Origin of the sequence: uncultured Kordia sp., from assembly GCF_947496985.1 — a bacterium.
In the GTDB taxonomy this organism is placed as follows: domain Bacteria; phylum Bacteroidota; class Bacteroidia; order Flavobacteriales; family Flavobacteriaceae; genus Kordia.
The window spans coordinates 1-24,098 of sequence record NZ_CANMEZ010000002.1 but is presented as its reverse complement, the minus strand read 5'-3'; the positions used below and the strand labels follow the sequence as shown (position 1 = coordinate 24,098).

Annotated in this window: 15 protein-coding genes and 1 pseudogene; 10 read left to right on the top strand and 6 right to left on the bottom strand. The window is 34.5% G+C overall.

The window, feature by feature from the left end:
• The first annotated feature begins 20 nt into the window (after window positions 1-20).
• The 8 genes and pseudogenes from Q0828_RS05040 to Q0828_RS05010 all read left to right on the top strand — a co-directional run bounded on the left by Q0828_RS05040 (window position 21) and on the right by Q0828_RS05010 (window position 9,708).
• On the top strand, window positions 21-773 hold the full coding sequence (locus Q0828_RS05040; RefSeq protein WP_298418256.1) for a LytTR family DNA-binding domain-containing protein: 753 nt from the start codon (window positions 21-23) through the stop codon (window positions 771-773).
• A 96-nt stretch (window positions 774-869) separates the two neighbouring features.
• Window positions 870-5,378 (top strand): choice-of-anchor Q domain-containing protein, encoded by a 4,509-nt coding sequence (locus Q0828_RS05035; RefSeq protein WP_298418254.1) that lies wholly within the window; start codon window positions 870-872, stop codon window positions 5,376-5,378.
• 44 nt (window positions 5,379-5,422) lie between these two features.
• A pseudogene (locus Q0828_RS24505) lies at window positions 5,423-5,557 on the top strand (T9SS type A sorting domain-containing protein); the annotation flags it as partial.
• 150 nt (window positions 5,558-5,707) lie between these two features.
• Window positions 5,708-6,382, top strand: coding sequence for a T9SS type A sorting domain-containing protein (locus tag Q0828_RS05030; protein WP_298418252.1), 675 nt, complete (start codon window positions 5,708-5,710; stop codon window positions 6,380-6,382).
• Between the two features lie 16 nt (window positions 6,383-6,398).
• Complete coding sequence (locus tag Q0828_RS05025; protein ID WP_298418251.1) at window positions 6,399-7,514, top strand: T9SS type A sorting domain-containing protein; 1,116 nt, start codon at window positions 6,399-6,401, stop codon at window positions 7,512-7,514.
• Between the two features lie 115 nt (window positions 7,515-7,629).
• The gene (locus Q0828_RS05020; RefSeq protein WP_298418249.1) at window positions 7,630-7,950 is read left to right on the top strand and encodes an IPT/TIG domain-containing protein; all 321 of its coding nucleotides are present in this window, start codon (window positions 7,630-7,632) and stop codon (window positions 7,948-7,950) included.
• A 411-nt stretch (window positions 7,951-8,361) separates the two neighbouring features.
• Window positions 8,362-8,940 carry a Crp/Fnr family transcriptional regulator gene (locus tag Q0828_RS05015; RefSeq protein WP_298418247.1) on the top strand — a complete coding sequence of 193 codons (579 nt, stop codon included), beginning with the start codon at window positions 8,362-8,364 and terminating at the stop codon, window positions 8,938-8,940.
• Window positions 8,941-9,018: 78 nt separating this feature from the next.
• Window positions 9,019-9,708, top strand: a complete 690-nt coding sequence (locus Q0828_RS05010) for a hypothetical protein (RefSeq protein ID WP_298418245.1) — start codon at window positions 9,019-9,021, stop codon at window positions 9,706-9,708.
• 87 nt (window positions 9,709-9,795) lie between these two features.
• Here the strand turns inward: Q0828_RS05010 and Q0828_RS05005 are convergent, their stop codons facing one another.
• The 5 genes from Q0828_RS05005 to gpmI are packed head-to-tail and all read right to left on the bottom strand — an operon-like array spanning window position 9,796 to window position 13,938.
• Window positions 9,796-10,560: a class I SAM-dependent methyltransferase gene (locus tag Q0828_RS05005; RefSeq protein ID WP_298418243.1), complete on the bottom strand. Its 765-nt coding sequence runs from the start codon at window positions 10,558-10,560 to the stop codon at window positions 9,796-9,798.
• A 17-nt stretch (window positions 10,561-10,577) separates the two neighbouring features.
• Window positions 10,578-11,381, bottom strand: coding sequence for a type I methionyl aminopeptidase (map, locus tag Q0828_RS05000; protein WP_298418241.1), 804 nt, complete (start codon window positions 11,379-11,381; stop codon window positions 10,578-10,580).
• Window positions 11,378-11,782, bottom strand: coding sequence for a BT0820 family HAD-type phosphatase (locus Q0828_RS04995; protein ID WP_298418239.1), 405 nt, complete (start codon window positions 11,780-11,782; stop codon window positions 11,378-11,380). Before Q0828_RS04995 ends, map begins: the two co-directional genes overlap by 4 nt.
• Window positions 11,783-11,833: 51 nt before the next feature.
• Window positions 11,834-12,421, bottom strand: coding sequence for a thioredoxin family protein (locus Q0828_RS04990; RefSeq protein WP_298418237.1), 588 nt, complete (start codon window positions 12,419-12,421; stop codon window positions 11,834-11,836).
• Window positions 12,421-13,938: a 2,3-bisphosphoglycerate-independent phosphoglycerate mutase gene (gene gpmI / locus Q0828_RS04985; RefSeq protein ID WP_298418235.1), complete on the bottom strand. Its 1,518-nt coding sequence runs from the start codon at window positions 13,936-13,938 to the stop codon at window positions 12,421-12,423. The genes Q0828_RS04990 and gpmI overlap by 1 nt, the downstream gene beginning before the upstream one ends.
• Window positions 13,939-14,287: 349 nt before the next feature.
• Here gpmI and Q0828_RS04980 point away from each other — a divergent pair, with 349 nt between their 5' ends.
• Window positions 14,288-14,677, top strand: a complete 390-nt coding sequence (locus tag Q0828_RS04980) for an ankyrin repeat domain-containing protein (RefSeq protein ID WP_298418233.1) — start codon at window positions 14,288-14,290, stop codon at window positions 14,675-14,677.
• Window positions 14,678-14,749: 72 nt separating this feature from the next.
• On the opposite strand, the gene Q0828_RS04975 is transcribed toward Q0828_RS04980, so the two are convergent.
• Window positions 14,750-14,923, bottom strand: coding sequence for a hypothetical protein (locus tag Q0828_RS04975; RefSeq protein WP_298418231.1), 174 nt, complete (start codon window positions 14,921-14,923; stop codon window positions 14,750-14,752).
• Between the two features lie 1,259 nt (window positions 14,924-16,182).
• On the opposite strand from Q0828_RS04975, the gene Q0828_RS04970 reads away from it, so the two are divergent.
• Window positions 16,183-24,098: choice-of-anchor U domain-containing protein (locus tag Q0828_RS04970; protein WP_298418229.1), on the top strand; the 7,916-nt coding region annotated here is incomplete at its 3' end.

Below are 24,098 nucleotides of genomic sequence, written 5' to 3'. Positions count from 1 at the left end.
AAGCATACAACAAAAATAACATGAAAGTAATCATCATTGACGACGAACGAAAAGCAAGGAATCTACTCCAGATTTTAATTTCAGAGAATTGCCCAAAAATCACTGAAATATTTGAAGCTGAAGATTTACTTTCGGGTATAAAATTGATCAAAGAAAAACAACCACAAATTGTATTTTTAGACATTGAAATGCCACAGCATTCTGGATTAGAAATCTTAAATTTTATAGAAAAAGATAATTTTAACTTTGAAATCATATTTACAACGGCATATAGTGAATATGCTATCAAAGCATTTCAATTGTCAGCAATTGATTACCTCCTAAAACCTGTACGCGCAACACAAGTGCAAGAATCAGTAGAAAAAGCCCTTAAACACATTGGGAAATCACAAATAAACATAAAGCTGGAAGAACTCAAATCGAGTTTAGCATCTTCTAATTTTAACAAAATAGGATTGCCGTTTTCAGACGGATTCAAATTTGTAGATTTTAATGAAATCATTATTCTAGAAGCTGACGGAATGTACACGAAAATTACCACAGTTAACGATTCTGAAATATTGGTTAGTAAGCCATTAAAGCATTTTGTGTCCTTATTAGAAAAAATAAATATCTTCTACAGGCCGCATCGTTCCTACCTTATCAATCTAAAATATATAAAAGAATATATCAAAAAAGATGGCGGTTATATTGTGATGGATAATAACGAAACGGTTTCTATTTCTAAAGACAAAAAAGAAGAATTTTTAGCCATTGTACAAAACATAGGATAATCGTTTAGCAGTTCAAAACTGACTTTCAGAAGATGAAGTACAAAATAGGTAAACTGGTAAATATTTTTGCTGTCATAAACTATAAATTATATTATAATGAAGGCAAAAGTATTTTCCCTATTTCTCTTTGTTGTAAGTGTTTCATTTGCGCAAATCCCAACTAATGGATTAACGCATGAATACCTATTTACAAACGGAAGCTATAATACAACTGTTGGATCTGATAACCTAACACAATCAGGAGGAACAATTACCACAGTAACGGATCGTGAAGGCGCTCCTGTAAATGCAATAGCATTAAACAATTCCTTTTTATTTACGTCACAAGTTGTTTCTGGTTACAGAGCATCTGTGAGTTTTTGGATTAAAACAAATACAAACGATACTTTTGATCGTGCTATTATTGATTATCATGGACGAACTGTGCGAATTCCAACTAGTACACAAACAGGTTTTTTTCTAGCCTTAGATGAAGGGAAAATTGACTTAAATGCAAATTATCAATATGGATATAATTTCATGCAAGCTTCAGAAACTACATTCTTTACAGGCGCTCACGGCTTTAGAAGTAATGCTTTTGTGGCCGATAACAATTGGCATCATGTTACATTAACAATAGATACAGGAGCTATTGGAGGAAACATACACTATCAGTACAACTTATACATTGATGGTATTTTAGATAATACATTGACAAGAACAAGTACGCCGCCAGCGCAAGCAGGACAAATTTATGCAATACTATTCCCTAATGAACGTGTAACTGTTGGGAATAACAAAAACGGAAATTTAATCTCCGATCGTGTGTACGGAGACGCAATTGACGATATTCGTTGGTATAACAGAACGTTAAGTACAGCAGAAGTAAGTTTACTCTTAAATGATGTTGATAGCTGTATACCTACACAATTTACAGCTACAAATGTGCAATCAAATTCAGTTGATTTATCTTGGATGGGCACACCAGATCAAACTTCTTGGGATGTTTCTTATACAACTCCAGGCGGAGATCCAACAACAGGAACAATTGTTTCAAACGTAGGCGCAAGTCCATATACATTAAACAATTTAATGCCAACAACGGCGTATGACATTTACGTAAGAAGTATATGTAATGGAGTTTTATCTGGTTGGTCAAATGTTGCTTCTATCACAACAACTGCTGTACAAGAAAGAGTCTATGTTGATATTAATGCTACAGGCGCTAATGACGGTTCTAGTTGGACGAATGCTTATACTAGTTTAAATGATGCGCTAATAGGAATTGCTGTAGGAACAGAACGTACCATTTGGATAGCTGACGGAACATATATACCTGTAACTACAAATCCAGACCCGAAAACAGCAACATTTACCATTCCAACACTAGTAAAAATATATGGCGGATTTAACGGAACGGAAACAATGTTGTCACAACGTGACCCTGCAACAAATATCACAAAACTTAGTGGAGATATACAAGGAAATGATAACGGAACAGTTAATATAACAGACAGCAGTAGAGCTGATAATATTTATCATTTAATCTCTTTAAGAGAAGATATGACGGATGTTTTAATTGATGGAATTACCATTGCAGATGCAAATGCTCCTGGTGGAGGAACATTAACAGGATCTGTAGCAAATCGAATTGATAACGGAAATGGCGCTGCAATCTATACAGCATTAGTAAATAATGGTGATCGAGTAGAGGCTCGATTTAATAATTGTATCATAGAAAATAACAGTTCCAACTACGGAAGTGGTTTTGGTTCATACATACAAAATCCTTCATCATCAGTTAGTTATAAAGTAGATTTTACAAACTCTAAAATACGTTCTAACTATTCCGAAAGAGGATCAGCATTATATTATTTAGGATTAAATGGAGCTACTATTGCTGGACAAATTGTAAACTGTGTTTTCACAGAAAATACTTCGCAAATATTTAGAGACACGCCTTCATGTATTACTTTATTCAGAGCAAATGGAGGAGCAAATGTAGTATTGGTAGATATCATAAATAGTACATTTACAAATAATACGGCACAAAATGGAAAAGTAATTTCGGCAAGAGCTACTTCTTCTTCAACCATCAGTAACTGTATCATTTACGGAAACGGAAGTAATACACCATTAAACACGATAGTAGCTCCTTTTGCAGTCGTAAGTAATTCTATAGTGGAAGGAGGACAAGAAGGAGGAATCAATCTCGATCCCTTATTTACTAGCGCAACCGACTTAACACTGCAACTTGCTTCACCAGGAATTAACGCAGGAAATAACAACTTTTTACCTGTAGATATTACAGAAGATATAGATGGTAATCAACGTATTTTTGACACTACTGTAGATTTGGGAGCGTATGAATTCAGTGCGAATTGTGGCGAATTCTTTAACGTAACACTTACACCAAGTACAACTGTTGCTACTGAAGCAACACTTACTTGGAATCATCCATTTGATACGGGAGATACAATTGATTTAGTATATGTAGTAAGCGGAATGCCTATTGGGAACGGAACAGCAATCAATGGAATCTCAGGAAACAGTCAGCTACTTACAGGATTAAGTTCTAACTTTTATGATATCTACTTACGTGCAAACTGCTCAGGAAATCCGAGTGCGTTTGAACTACATACAGTAGGGTTTAAAGTGCCAATTTTTGTAAATGCAAATGCTACAGGCGCAAATAATGGAAGTGGTTGGGCAAATGCTTATACATCATTAGAAACGGCTTTAGCTGTTGCAAGTGATGATGATGTATTATGGATTGCTGCCGGAACCTACAAGCCAGCAGGAACAAGTCGTTCAAACTCTTTTATGATTACAAATGACAACATAACAATTTATGGAGGATTCAACGGAACAGAAACACAACTTTCGGAACGTGATTTTGTTACAAATGAAACCATTCTTTCAGGAGATGTAAATGGAGATGATACCGTACTAACTTTTAATGGTGGTGGACGTAATGAAAACTTATATCATGTGGTTGAGGTAACAGGGCAAAGTGTTACTATTGATGGAATTGTAGTTTCTGGAGGACAAGCTACGGCGAGTTCTGGAGACGATCGTTTAGGAGGAGGAATTTATAAAAACACAGGTGTAAATAATTTAGTCATTACAAATAGTAAATTCCGTGAAAATGTTTCCGTAGGTGGCTCAGCAATATTTGCACGATGTGCTAATGGTGAAACAATAAGTGTCTTAAACAGTATTTTTTATGATAATTTAGGAAACTATGCCGCAGGAGTATATACCATTAATGAAAATAATGTGAATTACACCGTTACATTGGCAAACAGTTTATTCTATAATAATACAACAAGAGACTCAGGAGTTAATCAAGGATTTACAGGAAGTGCTGCTTGGTTACGTGCTAATGGAACAAGTAGTTCATTAACATCAACAGTAAGTAACTGTACATTTGTTGATAATACAGATATTGGAACACGCGCATCTACAAATAGAGGAACATTTAGCGCAAGTCGTTCTATCAATGGAGGAACACACGCATTGACAGTTTCAAATTCAATATTTTATGGAAATAGAGGTGCAAGTAATGCTGTTACTCGTCCTATTACAAACGGACATACAGTTGCTGTAACAAGTATGACTGTAAATAATTCAATTGATGAAAGTAACTTTACGGGTGTTTCAGCAGGAAATCAAACCAGCACATCTAACGCAAATCCTATGTTTACAGATGCTGCTTCGGGAGATTATACACTAATGGGTTCATCACCAGCAATCAATGCTGGAAATAATACATATGTAATTGGTACTACCGATGTTGTAAATAACAATCGTATACAAGACACAACCGTAGATATAGGAGCTTACGAAAACGCAGCATCACTTTCTGTGTTGCCAAGAGTGTTTTTACAAGGTGCACTTTTAGGAGTTAGCGGTACCATAATGAATGACAATTTAAGAGATGGAAACGATTTGCCAACAACAACTCCATATACAGATGGAGCAACATGTGATGCTGCGGTCTTTACTATTACAGGAAATGATGCAATTGTAGATTGGATTTGGGTTGAATTAAGAGATGCTACAACCAATACAACCATTTTGGATGCGCAATCGGCATTAATACAACGTGATGGAGATATTGTTGGAGTAGATGGAACTTCTTCTTTAGTCTTTACACAAAGCGCTGGTAATTATTATGTAGCAATTAAGCATAGAAATCATTTAGGTATTATGACAAATAATACCATCAATTTAAACGGAACAGCTACAGTAGTCGATTTTACTGATGCGAATAATCAAATTACTTTTGGAAGTAATTCGCAAACAACTTTTGGAATGCCAAGTGGTATTATTGCAATGTGGGCAGGTAATGTAAATGGTGATGACATCGTACAATATTCAGGAACTACTCCTGATACGCCTAGTATTTTGTCTATAGTATTAAATGATTCAGGAAACTTTCTTAATTTTCCTACATACCTTTTAGAAGGATATGATATACATGATATCAATATGGATGGTAATACGCAATATACAGGAACGACACCTGATACACCTTTCATTCTTCAAAATGTACTGGCACATCCAGGAAACTTTTTGAACTTTAGTACATATCAAATTCAAGAACAATTACCAGAAAACTAAATCATAGATTAACAACAATAATTATTTAAAAAGTTGCGGTTTATAATGTAATAGAAAAACAAGTTTTACGAAGTAATTCCATTACGTTTTCTATTTCTGAGCTTATCAATGGAATATATCTCATGAAAATTACCTCAGAAAAAGGACTAGTAATTACAAAACAATTCATTAAGCAATAATTTATAGTTTACAATTATTGTATGAATCCTGTAAGTGAGTCGATACTTGCAGGATTTTTTTATTCAGAAATTCAAAAGCGCTTTTCAGAAAGTTATAGCACATATCATATAAACAATAAAGTATTTTCAAGCTCTGAAAAATTGATGCATATGAAATTAAAATTACTCTTTTTATGCTTGCTATTTACGAGCATATTAACAGCACAAATTACCTTTCAAGGATGTCCTGCTGTTTTGGGCGCACAAAATTTTGTGTTAACCAATACAGGTACAAATACGGATGAAGGCATCGTTAGAAATACTTATGAAAGCACACCTTTAAATTTTGGACAAAGTTGTCCTGCGGGAGTTTGCGAAATTAGAATAATTTGGAATGATGTAGCTGATCGATGGGAAATACAATTAGATAATGACGGACCAATAAATACACCCAATTATACAACAGGGGTTTTATACTTCAGCACAGCAACGTCAAGCCCGAATCCGCCAGATATAGCTTCTGGAAATTGGCAAGATGGTGGTTTTTGTCCAACCGGAATTGCGACTATGAATGGTGATGTAGATGATGGAAGCGCATTAAGCATTGAAGATATTTCAAATATAGAGAATGCAATTAGAATATATCCAAACCCTGCAAAAGATATAGTCACTATTGAAACAATGATTTCACTATCAAAAACAGAAATATACACGTTGCTTGGAAAGAAAGTCTTAACAAGCAATTCAAAACAAATAGATGTATCTGTATTGCAAGAAGGAATATATCTCATGAGAATAAAATCTTCTAAAGGAAAAGAAACTATCAAACGTTTTATTAAGCAATAAGTATCAAATTACAAACATGAAACTACGATTCCTCTACCTTGTAATTTTATTAATCACAATCAAATTACAAGCACAAATAGTGAACATTCCGGATGCTAATTTTAAAGCATATTTAGTTGGAAACACTGCCGTAAATACAAATGGTGATGGAGAAATTCAAGTAAGCGAAGCAAATTCATTTTCAGGAATTATATATCCAAACAACAGATCAATTGCCGATTTAACAGGAATAGAAGCGTTTACAGCATTAACAGGTTTGTATTGTAATAACAATCAGTTAACGAGTTTAGACGTGTCTGCAAATACGGCATTAACTATTTTAGACTGTCATCGCAATCAACTTACAAGTATAGATATAGCTTCCAACACAGCGCTGACACACTTTGATTGTAACAATAATTCAATTAGTGTTGTGGATGTTTCTACCAATGTATTACTAGAAAAATTATACGTTCATTTCAATCAACTCACAGCTATAGACGTTTCAGTAAATACAGCTTTGTTAGAAATAGGAACCAACAGTAATCCAATAACATCATTAAACCTTTCTACTAATACTGCGCTAACAGCTATCAATTGTAATTCTAATTTATTAACAAGTTTAGATGTTTCTGCAAATACTGATGTATTGTATTTATACTGTTCTTATAACATGTTATCAAGTTTGGATGTGTCAGCAAATACGATGTTAGTTCGCATGTATTGTAACAATAACTTATTAACTTCCTTAAACGTTGCAAACGGTTTTAATAATACCATTACAGGTGCAAATATCAACATGAGGAGTAATCCCAATTTAGCTTGTGTTACTGTGGATGATATTGCTTACAGTAATACGAATTGGGCAAATAAAGATGCAACGACAGCATACGGAACAAATTGTGGAACATTAACAGTTGCTGAAGTAGTAAAAAAAATGATTCATGTATATCCAAATCCTGCAAAAGATTTTATCCATATTGAAATGGATTCAGTGTTGAAATCAGCAAGATTATACACAGTTTTAGGAACAATAATGACGAAAGTAAATTCAAAAACAATTGACGTTTCTAAGCTTGCTAAAGGAATATATATATTACAAATTGAAACTCAAAATGGAGCTATAATTACCAAACAAATCAGTAAACAATAATAACCCAAGCCAACAATTAGACTGATTCCGGTCATTTCTAGTAAAACACAATCGGATTGTAGGTAATTGCAATTCGATTGTTTTCAAACACATAAAATAACTTAAAACAATTCATATGAAATTAACAATTACAATACTCAGTTTAGTTGCAATGTTTTCTTTTGCAGAAATCCAGCAAGATGCAATTCCAACAACAGAAAAAACAGTAGCAATCTACGGAAGTAATTTTTCATTAGTAAACGATACAAAAAGTAAAATCTCTATCTATACTGGAAGCGGATATGTAACTTTAAATAAAGGTAGTAAAACGAGTATTTCTTGTAAAGTAGGGAAAACGGTGCACTGGGCAAGCAAAGGAAGAAAAGGAGACGTAATTTTTAAAATTACAAGCGATATGTGTGGAGAAACTATTAAGCTTTCCAAAGTAATGGATTAATTATAATAAATATTTTTTAAAAGCATATAACCAACCAACAAGTTTAGTTTTAAAAAGGGGAAGAAAGTGCAAACTTTCTTTGTTAATTGTAAAGAGAATCTACCTCGATGGATTCTCTTTTTTTAGTTTAACATGGCTAAACTAAAAATAGAACTTTTATCAAACTAAATTTGATTCAGTTTCGCATAATCGTTGGAAATGAGTTTCTGAATACGATTTTCTGTAAAAATCACTCGAAATGATGTTTGTAAGTTATAAATGTAAAATGTTTTTTGAGAACAAATAACCAACACAACGAATTGAAAATTTATACATGATTTTGACATCAATAAAGAAACGTGTACCTTGTGCTATCAACAAGAAATTAAAAGAAAAAGTTGATGCTTACATACGTTAATGACAATTTGAAACATGAATAAAAAGCAAGCTTCATTACTAAATTTCATTCAACAAGTCATTCCCATAAATGAAATTGAAGCCCAAGAAATTGCAAATACATTTCACTTTACAGAAATTAAAAAGAACACGTTACTTTTAAAAGAAAATGACATAAGTGACGATTATTTTTACCTTGAAAAAGGATTAATGCGAGTTTTTCTGTATGATTTAGAAGGTAATGAAATCACGACAGATATCTTTACAGAAAATAATATCGTTTTTGAAATCACTTCTTTTTTCAATAGAGTTACGTCTGAAACCAACATTCAAGCTATAACGGATTGTATAGGTTATAGGATTTCTTACAAAGAACTAAACAGATTGTTTCATGATAAACCAACGTTTAGAGATTTTGGTAGGGCTATTTTAGTCAAAGAGTTTATAGCTTCTAAAAAGAGAAACTATGCTATGATTAATCAAACTGCTGAGCAGCGTTACCAACATTTATTAACTTCTAGGCCAGAAATATTAAAACATGTACCCTTAAAATACATTGCTTCTTACTTAGGAATTACGGATAGTACCTTAAGCAGGATTCGAAAGAAAAAGTAATAATTTCTTTTCTTGCCTTTTGTCAAGTAGAAACCATTTTTGACTGCCTAATTTTGAATTTCATAAAACTATTACAAAATGGCAGAAATTTCAATTTTTATAATTCTTGGCTTTGTTGTGACAACTTTGCTCACTCTTTGGTTGTTTTTCAAAGCTTCAAACAACAAAAACATCCTGTATGGTTGTATCGTTTGGATTAGTATTGTTGGTGTATTGGGAATAAACGGATTTTATCAAAAGCAAGGAACGTTTCCTCCAAGATTTGCTTTATTATTAGCGCCGACTATTCTATTTATTCTTTTACTCTTTACGAATAAAAAGAGCAGAGATTTAATGAACAATTTTAGTTTAAAATGGTTAACCATAATTCACATTGTTCGTATTCCTGTAGAAATTACGTTGTATAATGTTTTCTTAGCTGGATTAATTCCTGACTTAATGACTTTTGAAGGCTATAACTTTGATATCCTATCTGGGATTACTGGACCAATACTATATTACCTTGTGTTTGTTAAGAAAATAATAGGGCGAAAAGGTTTACTACTATGGAATATTGTGTGCTTAGGACTTTTGATTACCATATTAACTATAGCAGTATTAAGTGCACAAACACCATTACAACAACTTGCTTTTGATCAACCAAATATTGGAGTAACCTATTTTCCTTTTGTATGGCTTCCAGCGATTATAGTTCCGATAGTGTTGTTTTCACACTTAGTTAGTGTTAAACAATTGATAGTGGGTAAAAAAGGTGCTAGCGCTATATAGAAATACTTTGTATTGAATACTTCGATCATTAAAAGAAAAGATGTCATTTTTAAGTTTAAACTTGAAAATTATCTTAGTGAAACCTATCTATTTAAAACAAACGGGAATAACTTCGCCTTTCATTAAACAATATTTTTTAATGTCTGTTTTGGAGAATTTTGTTGTATAATCTTCTTCTTTTACAATAAATCCGATACTTCGTAATTTGTCAAAATAATCACGTCCATACACACGTACATGATCATATTGACCAAAGATCTTTGTACGTTCTTTTGGATCTGTAATAGAATCGTCTTCAAAAGTGATTTCACGTCTTAAATCTTGTGGAATTTGCAAAATTGCCATTCCATTAGGTTTTAAAACTCGATACAATTCTTGCATCGCTTTTGTATCATCAGGAATGTGTTCCAATACATGATTACATAAAATAGTATCAAACGAATTATCCTCAAATGGTAAGTTGCAAATATCAGCTTTTACATCTGCCAAAGGCGAAAATAAATCTGTTGTAGTATAATCTAGATTTTTTTGATTTCGAAAACGCTTGTAAAATGCTTGTTCAGGAGCAAAGTGTAATACTTTCTGTGGTTTTGTAAAGAAATCTGTTTCGTTTTGTAAATACAACCATAACAAACGATGACGTTCTAAAGAAAGTGTACTTGGTGATAATGCATTTTCACGATTGACTGCATATCCGTATGATAGAAATTTTCGAAAACTTTTTCCATCAATAGGATCTGTGAATTTTTTTCCTTTTAATGCAAAAGCAATTAGTGGACGTACCCAATAACTCATCTTAATTAAAAGTGGTCTTGGAATTGTATTTAGTATGAGTTTAAAAAGCTTTTTCACGAAAAAATCGAAGTAGTTTATTGTCTAAATTCGGCTTCTTCGTCACTTTCAATACCTAATGCATCATAAATATATTGGAAAGTAGATAATAATTCTGGTTTTCCGTTTACAATAGCAACATCATGTTCAAAGTGCGCACTTGGTTTTCCATCACGCGTTAAAATGGTCCAACCATCACGTAATTGCTTGATGTTTTTTGTGCCCATATTGATCATAGGTTCAATAGCAACAACCATTCCTTCAATGAACTTCTTTCCACGTCCACGACGTCCGTAGTTTGGCATTTCTGGATCTTCGTGCATTTTTCTTCCCAATCCATGACCAACCAATTCACGCACAACTCCATATCCATGTGCTTCCGTATATTGTTGAATAGCATAACCAACATCGCCAACACGATTTCCAACCTTCAATTCACGAATTCCAGCGTATAAAGATTCTTTCGTTACCGTTAACAGTTTGATGACTTCAATCGGCACTTCTCCCACAGGAAATGTATACGCATGATCTCCGTAAAAATCATTCTTAATAGCACCACAATCTATGGAAATAATATCTCCTTCTACTAACGGCGTATTGTTTGGAATTCCGTGCACTACTTGTGCGTTAGGACTCATACACAACGTATTTGGAAAATCGTATAAACCTAAAAACCCAGGAATGGCACCTTGTTCACGAATAAATTCTTCTGCTAATTTATCTAAATATAATGTGGTAACACCAGGCTTTACTTCACTGGCTAACATTCCTAATGTTTTGGAAACAACTAAAGCACTTTCGCGCATTAATTCAATTTCTTCTTTTGTCTTCGCTATGATCATTTTTTCAGAAAGGAGAATATTCCTTTTTTCTTTTTTAATTGTACGTTTGGCGTTTCTTTGGTTAGTAACTGATATATTTCGCCCCAGCCTATAAAACCACCAATATTTCTATCATCAATAAAATAGTCAGCATTAATTTTCCTGCTTACATCGCCTTCATATACTTCTTCAGGATAACTATTGTTTACAGCGTAAAAAACAATGCCGTTTTCTTTACAGAAATCTACGGCTTCTGTTAATTTTTTTCCAGATCGGTATGTCCATAAAATTAAGCGATGTCCATCTTGTTCTAATCGTTTCAAGGTTTCAAACGCAAATATTTTAGGCGCACCAATTTTAGGATACGCGTCTTCAACAATAGTTCCATCAAAATCGACTGCTATTAATAAGCTCTCTTTCATAATTAATACATCTACCTATTTTGGACAGCAAAGTTACAAAGAATTCGTGTCTTATTCAGCATAACTATGTTTGTATGCTTCGCCAGATAAAATTTGTAACATATCTTTTTCTAAAGATGTTACTGGGAATTCAACAATTCTATTCATTTCTTTTCCATCTTTCATAAAGATAAATGTAGGAACATTGGTAATATTGAAACCATCTTCTAAATGCTTTGGAGTTTCTTTTTCTTCATCAACAGTAATCAATTCAATGTTTGCGTCGTCTAATTTTAAAACATCAACAATTTTGTAAAAATGTGGTACTTCACGTTGACTATCTTCACACCAAGTTCCCATAAATATTTTCACTTTTACACCATTTGTTAACGGTTTTACAGCGTCTAAAGTTTCTTTATCTGCAGCATATACAGCGTATGTTGTTCCAAACCAACTATCATATGGAGCAGACGCAATTGCTTTACGCGATTGAACTCCTGTTAAAATAGGTAACTTTTCTGCTGACTCTTCGGCTTCAGAGGTTGTTTCTTCCGTAGTTGCAGTTGTTTCCTCTTGAACAGATTCAGGAGTCGCTGTTTTCTTTTCTTCTTTACACGCAAAAAAAGCAAGTGTTATACATATATATAGTAGTCTTTTCATTATATAAGTGATTTTTGTGTCATTAATTCAGGTTGAGGTATTCCAATCATAGCTAAGACTGTTGGTGCAATGTCTCCTAAAACACCATTTTTTATCGTTTTGATATCTTCGTCTACTAATATAATAGGAACCGGATTTGTAGTATGTGCTGTATTTGGGCTTCCATCCGGGTTGATCATTGTATCACAATTTCCATGATCAGCAATTACAATAGTACTATAACCATGTTGTTGTGCAACTTCAATAATAGCTTTGCTACATTCGTCTACAACTTCACATGCTTTTACAGCAGCTTGAAAATCTCCAGTGTGTCCAACCATATCCGGATTGGCAAAATTTAGACATACAAAGTCTGCTTCTTCCGTTTTTAATTCAGGAATAATTGCATCACGGATATCGTACGCACTCATTTCTGGTTGTAAATCGTATGTAGCTACTTTTGGAGATGGACATAACAATCGTTTTTCTCCATCAAAAGGAGTTTCTTGTCCACCATTAAAGAAAAACGTAACATGTGGATATTTTTCTGTTTCCGCAATACGAATTTGTTTCTTTCCATGACTTGCTAATACTTCACCTAAAGTATCTTTTATATTTTCTTTATTAAATACAACATGTACATTTTTATAGGAAGCATCATAGTTTGTTAATGTAACATAATAGAGTGGAAGTGTTTTCATGCCAAAATCAGGAAAATTTTGCTGCGACAATACTTCTGTTAATTCTCGCCCACGATCGGTTCTAAAATTGAAAAAGATTACAACATCATCTTCCTTAATGTTTCCAATAGGTTTTTGATTAGCATCTGTCATGATAATTGGTTTGATGAATTCATCTGTAACATCAGCATCATAACTTTTTTGAATACTTTCCGTAGCGTTTGAACTTGGAACTCCTTTTCCATGTACCAAAGCGTCATAGGCAAGTTGGACACGTTCCCAACGTTTATCTCTGTCCATTGCATAATAACGTCCAGTAATAGTAGCTATTTTTGCATTGGTATTTTTACAAAATGCTTCTGTTTGTGCAATAAAACCTTTTCCAGATTTTGGATCAACATCTCTTCCATCTGTAAACGCATGAATAAAAACATCTGATAGTCCATAAGAATCTGCAATATTTACGAGTCCTTCTAAATGATTAATGTGAGAATGTACGCCTCCGTTAGAAACCAAACCTAAAAAATGAACAGCTTTGTTATTTGCTTTTGCATGTTCGAACGCATTTTTTAAAATGACTTCATCTTTTAAAGTATCATTTTGAATGGCTAAGTTGATTTTTGCTAAATCTTGATATACAATGCGTCCTGCGCCTAAGTTCATATGTCCAACTTCACTATTCCCCATTTGTCCTTCAGGCAAACCAACATTCATTCCGTCTGTCAATAAATTAGCATTTGGGTATTTAGTATATAAACTATTAATAAATGGAACGTTTGCATTTGCGATAGCAGAAACGGCAGGATTGGGAGATTTTCCCCATCCATCCAAAATCATTAAAATAACTTTCTTATTCATTCGAGATTGTTCTTTATTTAAAAAACTAAAATAAGTGTATTTGATTACATAATAACAACGCAAACTCAAAAAACCATGCTTTTTGATGAAGGTTTATCAAATTCATAATGAAAGGTTGTTTTTTCTTATAAAACGTCAAAAAAAGCATGTTAAGTAATTCTTAAAAATTTACTTACAAAATCTTAACGAATTACTGTTTTTTAAGATGACTTTAACAGATTTCTGTTCGAAAAGTTAAGAATGTGTTATAATCGAAAATAGTTTGCAACAATTTATGTCAACTGTCGTCTCTTTACTGTAATCAAGTTACAAAAATCGACAATCATCAATTAGAAAAACAACAAACATTATGAAAAAAACAATCTTTATGATCGCTCTTATAGTAGGAGCTTCATTCACTACGGCAAACGCAACTGAAACAAACAACGAAACAGTAAACAACGAAGTAACAGTTACTAAAATTGTGAAAGTAAATCCATTTTGTGTAGCAATCGCAAAAGGTGATTTTGATACTGTAAAAAGAATGATCCAGTTTGGAGAAAATGTAAATAAAAGATCCAATGGAAAAACACCATTAATGTACGCAGCACGCTACAATAGAGTAAAAATTGCTTCATTATTATTAGATAATGGTGCAAAATTGAGTCCAAGAGACGATAATGGACAAACTGCTATTGATTATGCAGATTCTGCAAAAGCAAAAGAAGTAAAGAAAGTATTAGTAGAAGCATCGAAGTAAATACAGAATTCCCTAAACGAAAAGCCGTTTCTAAAAAGAAACGGCTTTTTTTATGTTTTAGAAAGAAATCAATTAATCTTGACCAGGCCATTTCTGACAAACATTAGCTCCATAACATCTTGTTATGTTAATCGTTTGTACCGGGCATTGATTTGAAAATTGTGGTCTTCCTCCAGAAATTTTTCTTTGATTTAAAACACTAACTTGTTTTTTGTTTAACTGTAATTGGTTTCTCTTTTTTTTCATGGTTAAAGTTTTTAAGTTAATAACATCGAACAAGGTAAAAATTTAAAAAAAAAGCTGAGTACAGTTTTACCGCCATTTATGGTAGTGTTAAAGGGTAAATATATTCTTGTATAGATATAGTACTTATTATTTACATATATTATATGTGAAGAAAAATGAAAAAACATTGTAAGAAAAATGCTTTGCTGGAAGAAAGTATTAAAAACTGTTTAATAATTCTTTTATAAAAATAAACATTAGGTAGCTGTTTACATGTAACTCTTCATTTATTTACAATCTGTAAAGTGTCATAAATACAATATGTAATCGATAAACTGCATACTGATTTGTGCTTGTTCATTTAAATAATTTGATTTTAAGAAAATATTAACTATATTTAATATGTGAAAAATAAATAGATATTTGTGTTTCTATAAGTGCAAAAATATATCTTCACACAATTGGGGGCAATAAAGATAAAAATAATATAAAGGTTTTAGCTTTACCAGAGCAGATTACAAAAACCATACTTAAAGTAGGGTTTAACCGTCTTTATGTATTATTATTTATCTTAATTTTATGACAGTTATTTCTTTCTTGTAGGGAAGAGGAAATTTAACCATAATATTTTTTTTGAAAATTAGATAATAACCATAAAAACCCGAATGACCCATGAGTATAATTTTACATCTCTCTAAAACTTAGTATTGATAAAACCTCTAATAGTTTTTCTTTAAAAACTATCATACCAACTATTAATAAAAGATCAAAAATATATTTGCTTATCTAGATAGGCAAACATACAGCTATAATGTGTTTACATGACTTGTGTATATAAGTCATAGTAACTTTATATATAAATATAAAAAACCCCGCAATTGTGTGACTTTGGCGAGACAACAAAAGCAGGGCAGGATAACAGTTAATTTAATTAAAAATCAACCGTATTATGTTACATCTTTATTTCAGTAGAAGTCAGGTAAGTAAAACTGATTCAATTCCTAATATACATAAAATACGAAAATTGCGAATTTACTTATAAATGGTAGGTAAGTTGTAAATAACTTCAATTCGTATTTAAATATAAAGCCAATATTCTAACTAACCAAATATACTTCTATGAAAATAGAAGTGTGCTAATATACTTTTCACTTATGTTAAGATATCTTTTAATTATTTATTCAAGAGTTAGGCTGTTTTTTGAGGAAATGAGTAGTCACCATGACTCGATAAAAAAGAGAATTACTACACTTAAAAAACACAAACTTCAGTTTGCATTAATGCTAACTGCGTTCATATTCATAATCCCTAATGAATCTGAAGCACAAGTGGTAACAACTTGGGGAGGTTTGTCAGGAACTGTCCCAGAAACTAATTATCAAACAAGTAGTTTTTCTGCAATAGGAGACGGAAGTACATATGTTTTAGTTGATATCACAAGAGCTGGTTCGGCAACGGTTGGAGGTGCGGAAAATGCAATTCCTCCCACAGTTGTATTGACAAACAGTTTTGACAATACTAGAGCAAGTACAGGTATTTCAGGAAACACATATACTTATACGTTTAGTGAACCTGTACATGTCATTCTTAGCTCGCAAGAACATAGTGAGTTAGTTAGAACTGAAAATATAAAAATCTCAAGTTCAGATGCAGGTGCACTTTTTACGGGAAGTCTTACTGGTGGTCAATCTGGGCATTTTATAAATAATAACAATACCTCAGAAATTCATATAGGTTCTTCAAGTGCAATTACAGCAGCTGGAACCTATTGGACAGTGGAAAGTAATATAGCGGTCACAACACTTTCCGTAGAATATTATGTAACAGATGGAGCAGAAGTTGCTTCTGGCGAACCATTCACATTAGATTTGGCTCCAGTTCCATATGTGCGTTTAGATGATACAGATGTCACAGGTGCTGGCGGAATAAACATAAATGTGCCTGGATGTTCTAAAAGTGCTGAATTCTTAGATACAGCTAGTACTTTAGCAACATCTATATTTAATGCACCTCATGGTCTTGACTTCATGACTATAGCATTAACCAATCCCCAAGATGCAGGAGATGAAACATTAAGTATCAAAGGAATCTTTCCAGGGATATCAGTAGCCGGGAATGGCACTACTACACTAACAGTAACAAATGTAAGTGCAGATGTAAATACATTACGAAATACACTAGACGATTTAGTCTATGTCAATAGTGCGGCAGTTCCAGAAATTGCCACAGCAAGAACAGTAGATATTACAGTGACTGATCCCTTTGGAAATACATCGGCAACAGTAACAGCAACGTTAGCATTAACAAATCCCCCTAACTCCGGAGCAACTTCTGGGCCATTTTATGTGTTTACAACAGACACTACAGCAGATTTATTCAATGCGTTGGATGGTTCGGAAGATGTAGGAGGAACATGGATAGATAATGATACAACTGGAGCTTTATCAGGAAGTACGCTAACAGTGTCAAGTTTACCGCTTGGCCCCTCAACATTTAACTATGTAGTAACAGGAACTGGTCCATGTAGTGATGAAATTACAACAGTATTAGTTATAAAATTGGAAGGAAGTGAAATTGCCTTAACGGCTCCAACAGCTTCTTCAAATTGTGGAACATTAACAACAAGCTATACAAACCCTATATTTTCAGCAAATTCAGATGACCCAATATTTGTTTTTGATGGAGGAGTTAATGTAGGACAATTAGAGTGTCCAGCAGGAGCTGGAATTACAACGTATGATTGGTATGTATTCAACCCAACCACAAATTCTTATGTAGACTATGCCTTAAACTCAACCAGAATTCAAACTGGATTAGCTGATGGTGGTTATTTAGTGGTTAGAAATGACGGAGGAACAATAGAAGAAGGAAGAGCTTGGGTTTGGAATACATCCATTCAAACACAAGCAGGCTCAGATTTTTTAGCTTGCTCAGGAGATACAGTAATGTTAAATGGAGTTGCAGCAAACAATACAGATTTTACTTTCTATGACCCAGTAGAAAGACCATTTACCATAACAAACTCTACAATTGTATCAGTTACGTTTAATGTAACGCACACATATATATCTGATGTAGGTTACTTTCTAGTGTCACCAGATGGTTTAGTAACTATTCCATTAGGACTCAATGAAACTGGAAGCCCATGTTATGCAGCAGATAATGCTGTGAATTTGACTTTTACAAACGATCAAACCATTACACCAACACTACCTGTTTTTGACATATGTGAATTTGCAAGAAATAATGCTTGTAGCGGTGCTGGTCCTGCATTAACAGGAACATATAATGCATATTATGCAGACCCATCTAACAATTCAACAGTATGTACGATATTTTCTCCAGCAGCAGGAATTAACTTAATAGATATGACGCCACTAAATGGATACAATGCAAGGCAAGGTGGCTGGAAAGTACAAATATATGACTGTGAATTTCAGGATTTTGGAGAAATAGATTCTGTAATTATAAGTTTTGCAGATGGAGGCAATACATCCACATTTACAAGTGGAACGATTCCGAACGGAACACCTTCTGCTCAAATTAATGATGATTCTTGTAATGCAGCAACAGCTTCCATATATGAAGTGCCATTTACAACAGCAGTATCACTTAGTGAAGCATTAAATATTCAAGACAATATAGGTGTAAACGGTTCAGGAGGATATGCTTGGTCTTACAGTACAGATGGCCCAACAGGTCCTTGGAGTGCCCCTTTTGAAATAGCAACCTTAACACCTTCAGTAACAGTAAACGAAACAACTTGGTTTAGATTAAATGCAGACAATGGTACTATGTGTGCAGGAGAAGATGTGATTCAAGTTACGGTGGTAGATAAACCAGTTTCAGGAAGCGGAACCGATAACTATGCTTGTGCAGGAGATGCATTAGTTGATTTAAATACATTACTAACAGGAGCAGATATTGGAGGAAATTGGACTGTTTCTGGAAGTTCACCTAACAATCCAGGCGGAGATTTTAGCGCTGGAGCTGGAACTTACGATCCAACAACAGGAGGTGTGTATATTTTTGATTATACAGTGAATGCTATGACACCTTGTATAGGTAGTGAAACAACTTCAATAACGATATCGGTTCAAGCAGCACCAGACTCTGGAACAGATAATACAATAAACGCGACAACAGCCTCAGGGACAATAGATTTATTTACAAATTTAAATGGCTCTCCAGATACAGGAGGAACATGGAGTGTAAATGGAGGTTCGGATGCACCAGGTACAAATTTCGATCAAAGTGCAGGGACACTAGATAGTTCTGGCCTTGCAACAGGAACATATATATTCGATTATACGGTAACAAGTTGTTTAGCTTCTATAAGTTCTGTCACAATTAACTTTACAGGTGTCATGAATGACATGGACAATGTAGATGAAGCTATAGAAGACGGCGCACCAAATGGCGGAGATGGAAACAATGATGGAACACCAGACAGTCAACAACCAGATGTAGCTTCTATTCCAGATGCGAATGGAAACTATGTAACTATTGAGGTAACCTCTCCAAATATTGGAGAAGATTGTAATCAAATCACATCCATGGTATTAGTGGCAGAAGCTTCCTTAGCAAGTCAAGATGCTGTATACGAATATCCATATGGTTTAATTGACTTCTCATTAGCCTGTGCAGGTGATGGACAAACAGCAACTGTAAAATACTATTGGTACGGGATTTCTTCACTAAATGATTTTGATGCCTACCGAAAATTTGGACCTTCAACAGCTGGTGGCTCTGATCTTGATTACAGAAGCAACATCATTGAAACAACTAGACAAATAGAAAATATAAATGGCACAGATGTATTAACCGTAACATATACAATCACAGATGATGCCGTAGGAGATGATAACACAGAAATTGCAGGAGTAATTGAAGATCCTACAGGACCTGCAGTATTCCTAGCAAGAGATACAGATGGTGACACAATTCCAGATATTGTAGATTTAGATGATGATAATGATGGTATTCTTGATACAGATGAATGCATGGCAATATCAGGAGCAATAAGCCCTCAATTAGATGCTATTAACTATCAAGTAGGTGATTATAGTATGTATGTCATTGGAGGAAATACGAATGGTCTAGGGTATCAAGAATCTGGTTTTCAACAAGCAGCATTTAACAGAGGAATGCCATTACAAGTTTTAAATGGAGGCAATGAATTTAATGTTACTGGAGCAACTGGAGATGGTTCAGCTTCTGTAAGTACTGTATCATTCAGTAATGGTACAATGACATATAGTATTAACTATGCATCATCTACTAATAATGATGAATTTAGAACAACTACAGCGGCTAATTTTTTCTCAGGAGATACAGGAGAAGGTGTATTTGTTGATCCATATCAAGGAGGAGTTGCAGGAGATAACTATACGATTACTATTAATTTTACAGAAGCAGTTGTTGCTTTTAGTTTAGATTTAATAGACATATTTGATACAATTCCAACAGGAACTCCAAATGTAAGCTATGAAATGGTTATTGATGGAGTTGTGGTTGCTAGATTAAATGGGTTATTTTTTGGAGATGATGCTACAGGTAACTTAACAGTATTTGATAATACAGGAACAAGTCAAGGAACAGTTTTAGCTGGTCAAAATATTGAAAATACAATTAGTTTTATCTCGGAAAAACCAGTTTCTTCTATCCAAATAATACATAGAGTAGAAAGCGGAAGTATTTTAGCATCAGCGAGAGATCCGCATGGAATAGATGCTTTATCATTTACAACAGTTTCAGCTGCCTGTGATAATAATAAAAATACAGATAGTGATGGCGATGGCTGTCCAGATGCAGTCGAAGCCGCAGGAAGTTTTACCACAGCTGATCTTGATGGAGATGATAGCCTAGGAGATACAGTAGGAACAACAGCAGGAGTTGATGAAGGTGTACCAACGGTGGCAGGAACTGGACAAGCAACAACTTTAGATGTAACAACCATTGGTCCAGATGTAGATAATGATGGAATCGCTGATGCCTGTGATGATTTTAATGATTCAGATGGAGATGGTGTAGAAGACCGCGTTGATGTATGCCCAGGAGGCGATGATACAGCAGATGCTGACGTCGACGGAATCCCAGACGGATGTGATTTAGATGATGACAATGATGGAATCTTAGATGTTGATGAAAGAATTTGTGACACTTATACGTTCAGTCAAGCAGGGAGTGTAGTAACTCAAGTTGCTGGGTCTGGAAGTATTGCAGATGTTGCTGTAAACGATAAATATGTATTTTCAAATGCTTTAACTTCAGGATTAGGAAACTATGACATTTTATTAACGATTGTGAACCGTTCATCAAGTGGACCTGTAATTATATCAGCAAGTTCTCTACTCACATTAAATGGAGCTACAATAGATGATAATTGGGTTGAATTTACAGTAGAAATTGTTGAGTCAGGGTCAGCAACAGTTGCAACCCCAACAGGAATATTGGTTACATTATATAACTTTACCTTAGTACTAGGAGATATTGATAGTGTTGGAGGAGTAGATGTAGGAGAAATAGTCGGTTTTAAACCAACAGGAGTCTCTACTAGCATAGTTGGAACAAGTTTAGAAGCAGGAGGTTTTGATAATGGAGGAACACTGAGTAGTCCATACCAACTATATAGACTTCGTAAAGATATTGCAGGTAATACAATCGATTGGACAGATGAAGTAAATAATGCACCACCTTTTGGAGGTACTTCTGCAACAGATTTTGCTATAAGATTAACATATCCTATTTTCAACGGAGGAACATATGTATATGGAAGCACAGGAAGTGCAACAGCAACAGGACAATCAAGAGGAATGGTACTCATTAGTGATACTACTTCTTGTGTCGATGCAGATTTTGATATGGATAACGTGCCAAATGCACTTGATATTGATTCCGATAATGACGGAATCTACGATGTTGTTGAAGCCAATGGTACAGATGTAAATAATGATGGAATCGCAGATGGATTACCAGATACAGTAACAGGAATTCCAAGCAGTGCTGGAACAGGATTATCAGTTGTAGAAACAACATCAGGAACCTCCAATCACTTGAATACAGACAGTGATGGCGACGGTTGTAGTGATGCAAACGAATATTACAATGATAGCAGTGCTGACGGTAGTGATGGAGGACAAAATCAATATGGTACTGGCGAACCAGCAGCAGTCAATACTAATGGTACAGTCATAGCAGCGAGTTATCCAGCAACAGCAGGAGATACAGATACCAATGGAACAGCGGACTACTTAGAATCTGGTCCAGATCCAGACACAGATACTATAGCGAATATTTGTGATTTAGATGATGATAATGATGGAAATCCAGATAGTACAGATACAAATCCACAAACACCAGTAGCCGAAGACGATGCTGCAAATGCTACAGCAGGCGTATCTGAAATCATTCAAATATTGTCAAATGATGATTTTACAGACAATACAGATGGTAACTCTGATCCAGATAACAATGATCCTACGAGTATAACAACAATAGAAACAGTAGCTGGAGCAAACACAACAGCTACCGGTTCTATCGTATATGATCCAGCAACAGGTGAGTTAACCTATACACCAACATTTGGAGAAGGCGGAAGCACAGTAACAATTGAATATCGAGTATGTAATGATGTTAACGGAGATAGTCCAGGCATAATTACAGATGATGTGTGCGATACTGCAATAGTAAGAATAACAGTAGCAGAAGGAGATCAAGATGGTGATGGCGTACTAGACAGTGTTGATATTTGTCCAAATGGGGATGATACTGCAGATATTGATGCAGATGGAGTTCCAGATTTCTGTGACTTAGATGATGATAATGACGGAATTCCTGATGCAATAGAAAATACATGTGCAGTAACCGAACCATTAGCAGGTGCTGCAAACAATATAGCTGTTTGGGAACACCAACGAAATAACCTGTCAGACTTCTTCGTCCCAGTTGGACTAAACAGCACATACATAAGTTCAGCAGGACCAGAAACTGCTGGAGCAGGATTAACAATAGCACCAGTTTCAACAGCAGATGTTGGGTTTGGAAACTTAACAATAAGTGATGTAGATCAACCAGATTTAGCAAGCGCACAAGCAAATGGTGATTACTTAGAATATTCTTTTGTAGCAGGAAGTCAACCATGGAGAGTAGGTCGTTTATTTGCATTCGATACACCACCAAGTGTATTTAGTGGCGGAGGAACAATCTACAATGGATATGATATAACTATTGAGATGTCTAATGATAATTTTGCAACATCTACATTAGTATATCAAGATACAGACAACCCACAAGATATCAATCCAGGTCATGCAGGAGAAAACTATTTTACAACTTCTCCTACAGATGTATTTATAGATGCAGGAAGTGCATGGAAAATACGAATATATTTCTACGGAAATCCAGTTAGTAACGCTGGAAATGCAACATGGGATAACTTTGTGTTAGCAGGTCGTTTATGTATTGATGATTTTGATGGTGATGGAATTCCAAATAATCTTGATTTAGATTCAGATAATGATGGAATTTATGATACAGCTGAAGCTGGAGGAACTGATGCAGATAATGATGGTATTGCAGATGGAATCGATAATGATGATAATGGAATTCCAGATTCTGCAGGAATAGGATTAACACCAACGGATAGCGGATCTACACTAGGGACGCCAGATTTCTTAGACAGTGATAGTGATGATGATGGTTGTAGTGATGCCAATGAATACTATGGAGATGACACAGCTGATGGCGGCGATGGCGGCGAATATGGAAGCGATCCAGCAGCAGTCAATGCTAATGGTACGGTAACAGCGGCAAGCTACCCAATGACAGGTGTTGATACAGATAGCAATGGTACAGCAGACTATGCAGAAGTAGGTCCAGATCCAGATATGGACGGAACGGCTAACGCATGTGATTTAGATGATGACAATGACGGAAACCCAGATACGAGTGATTCAAATCCATTAACTCCAGTAGCAGAAGAAGACAATGCTACGGCAATGGTAGGAATTTCAGAGACGATTGATATCATAACCAACGATGATTTTGTGGCAGACAATACAGGGACTCCTGGGAGTGATATCTACATTAGTGATGCCGGCACAGGAACAGGGGTAGGCATCATTAACTTTGATGAAAACACAGGGGAACTGATCTACACACCAGCAGCAAGTGAAAGCGGCATGAGTGTTACGGT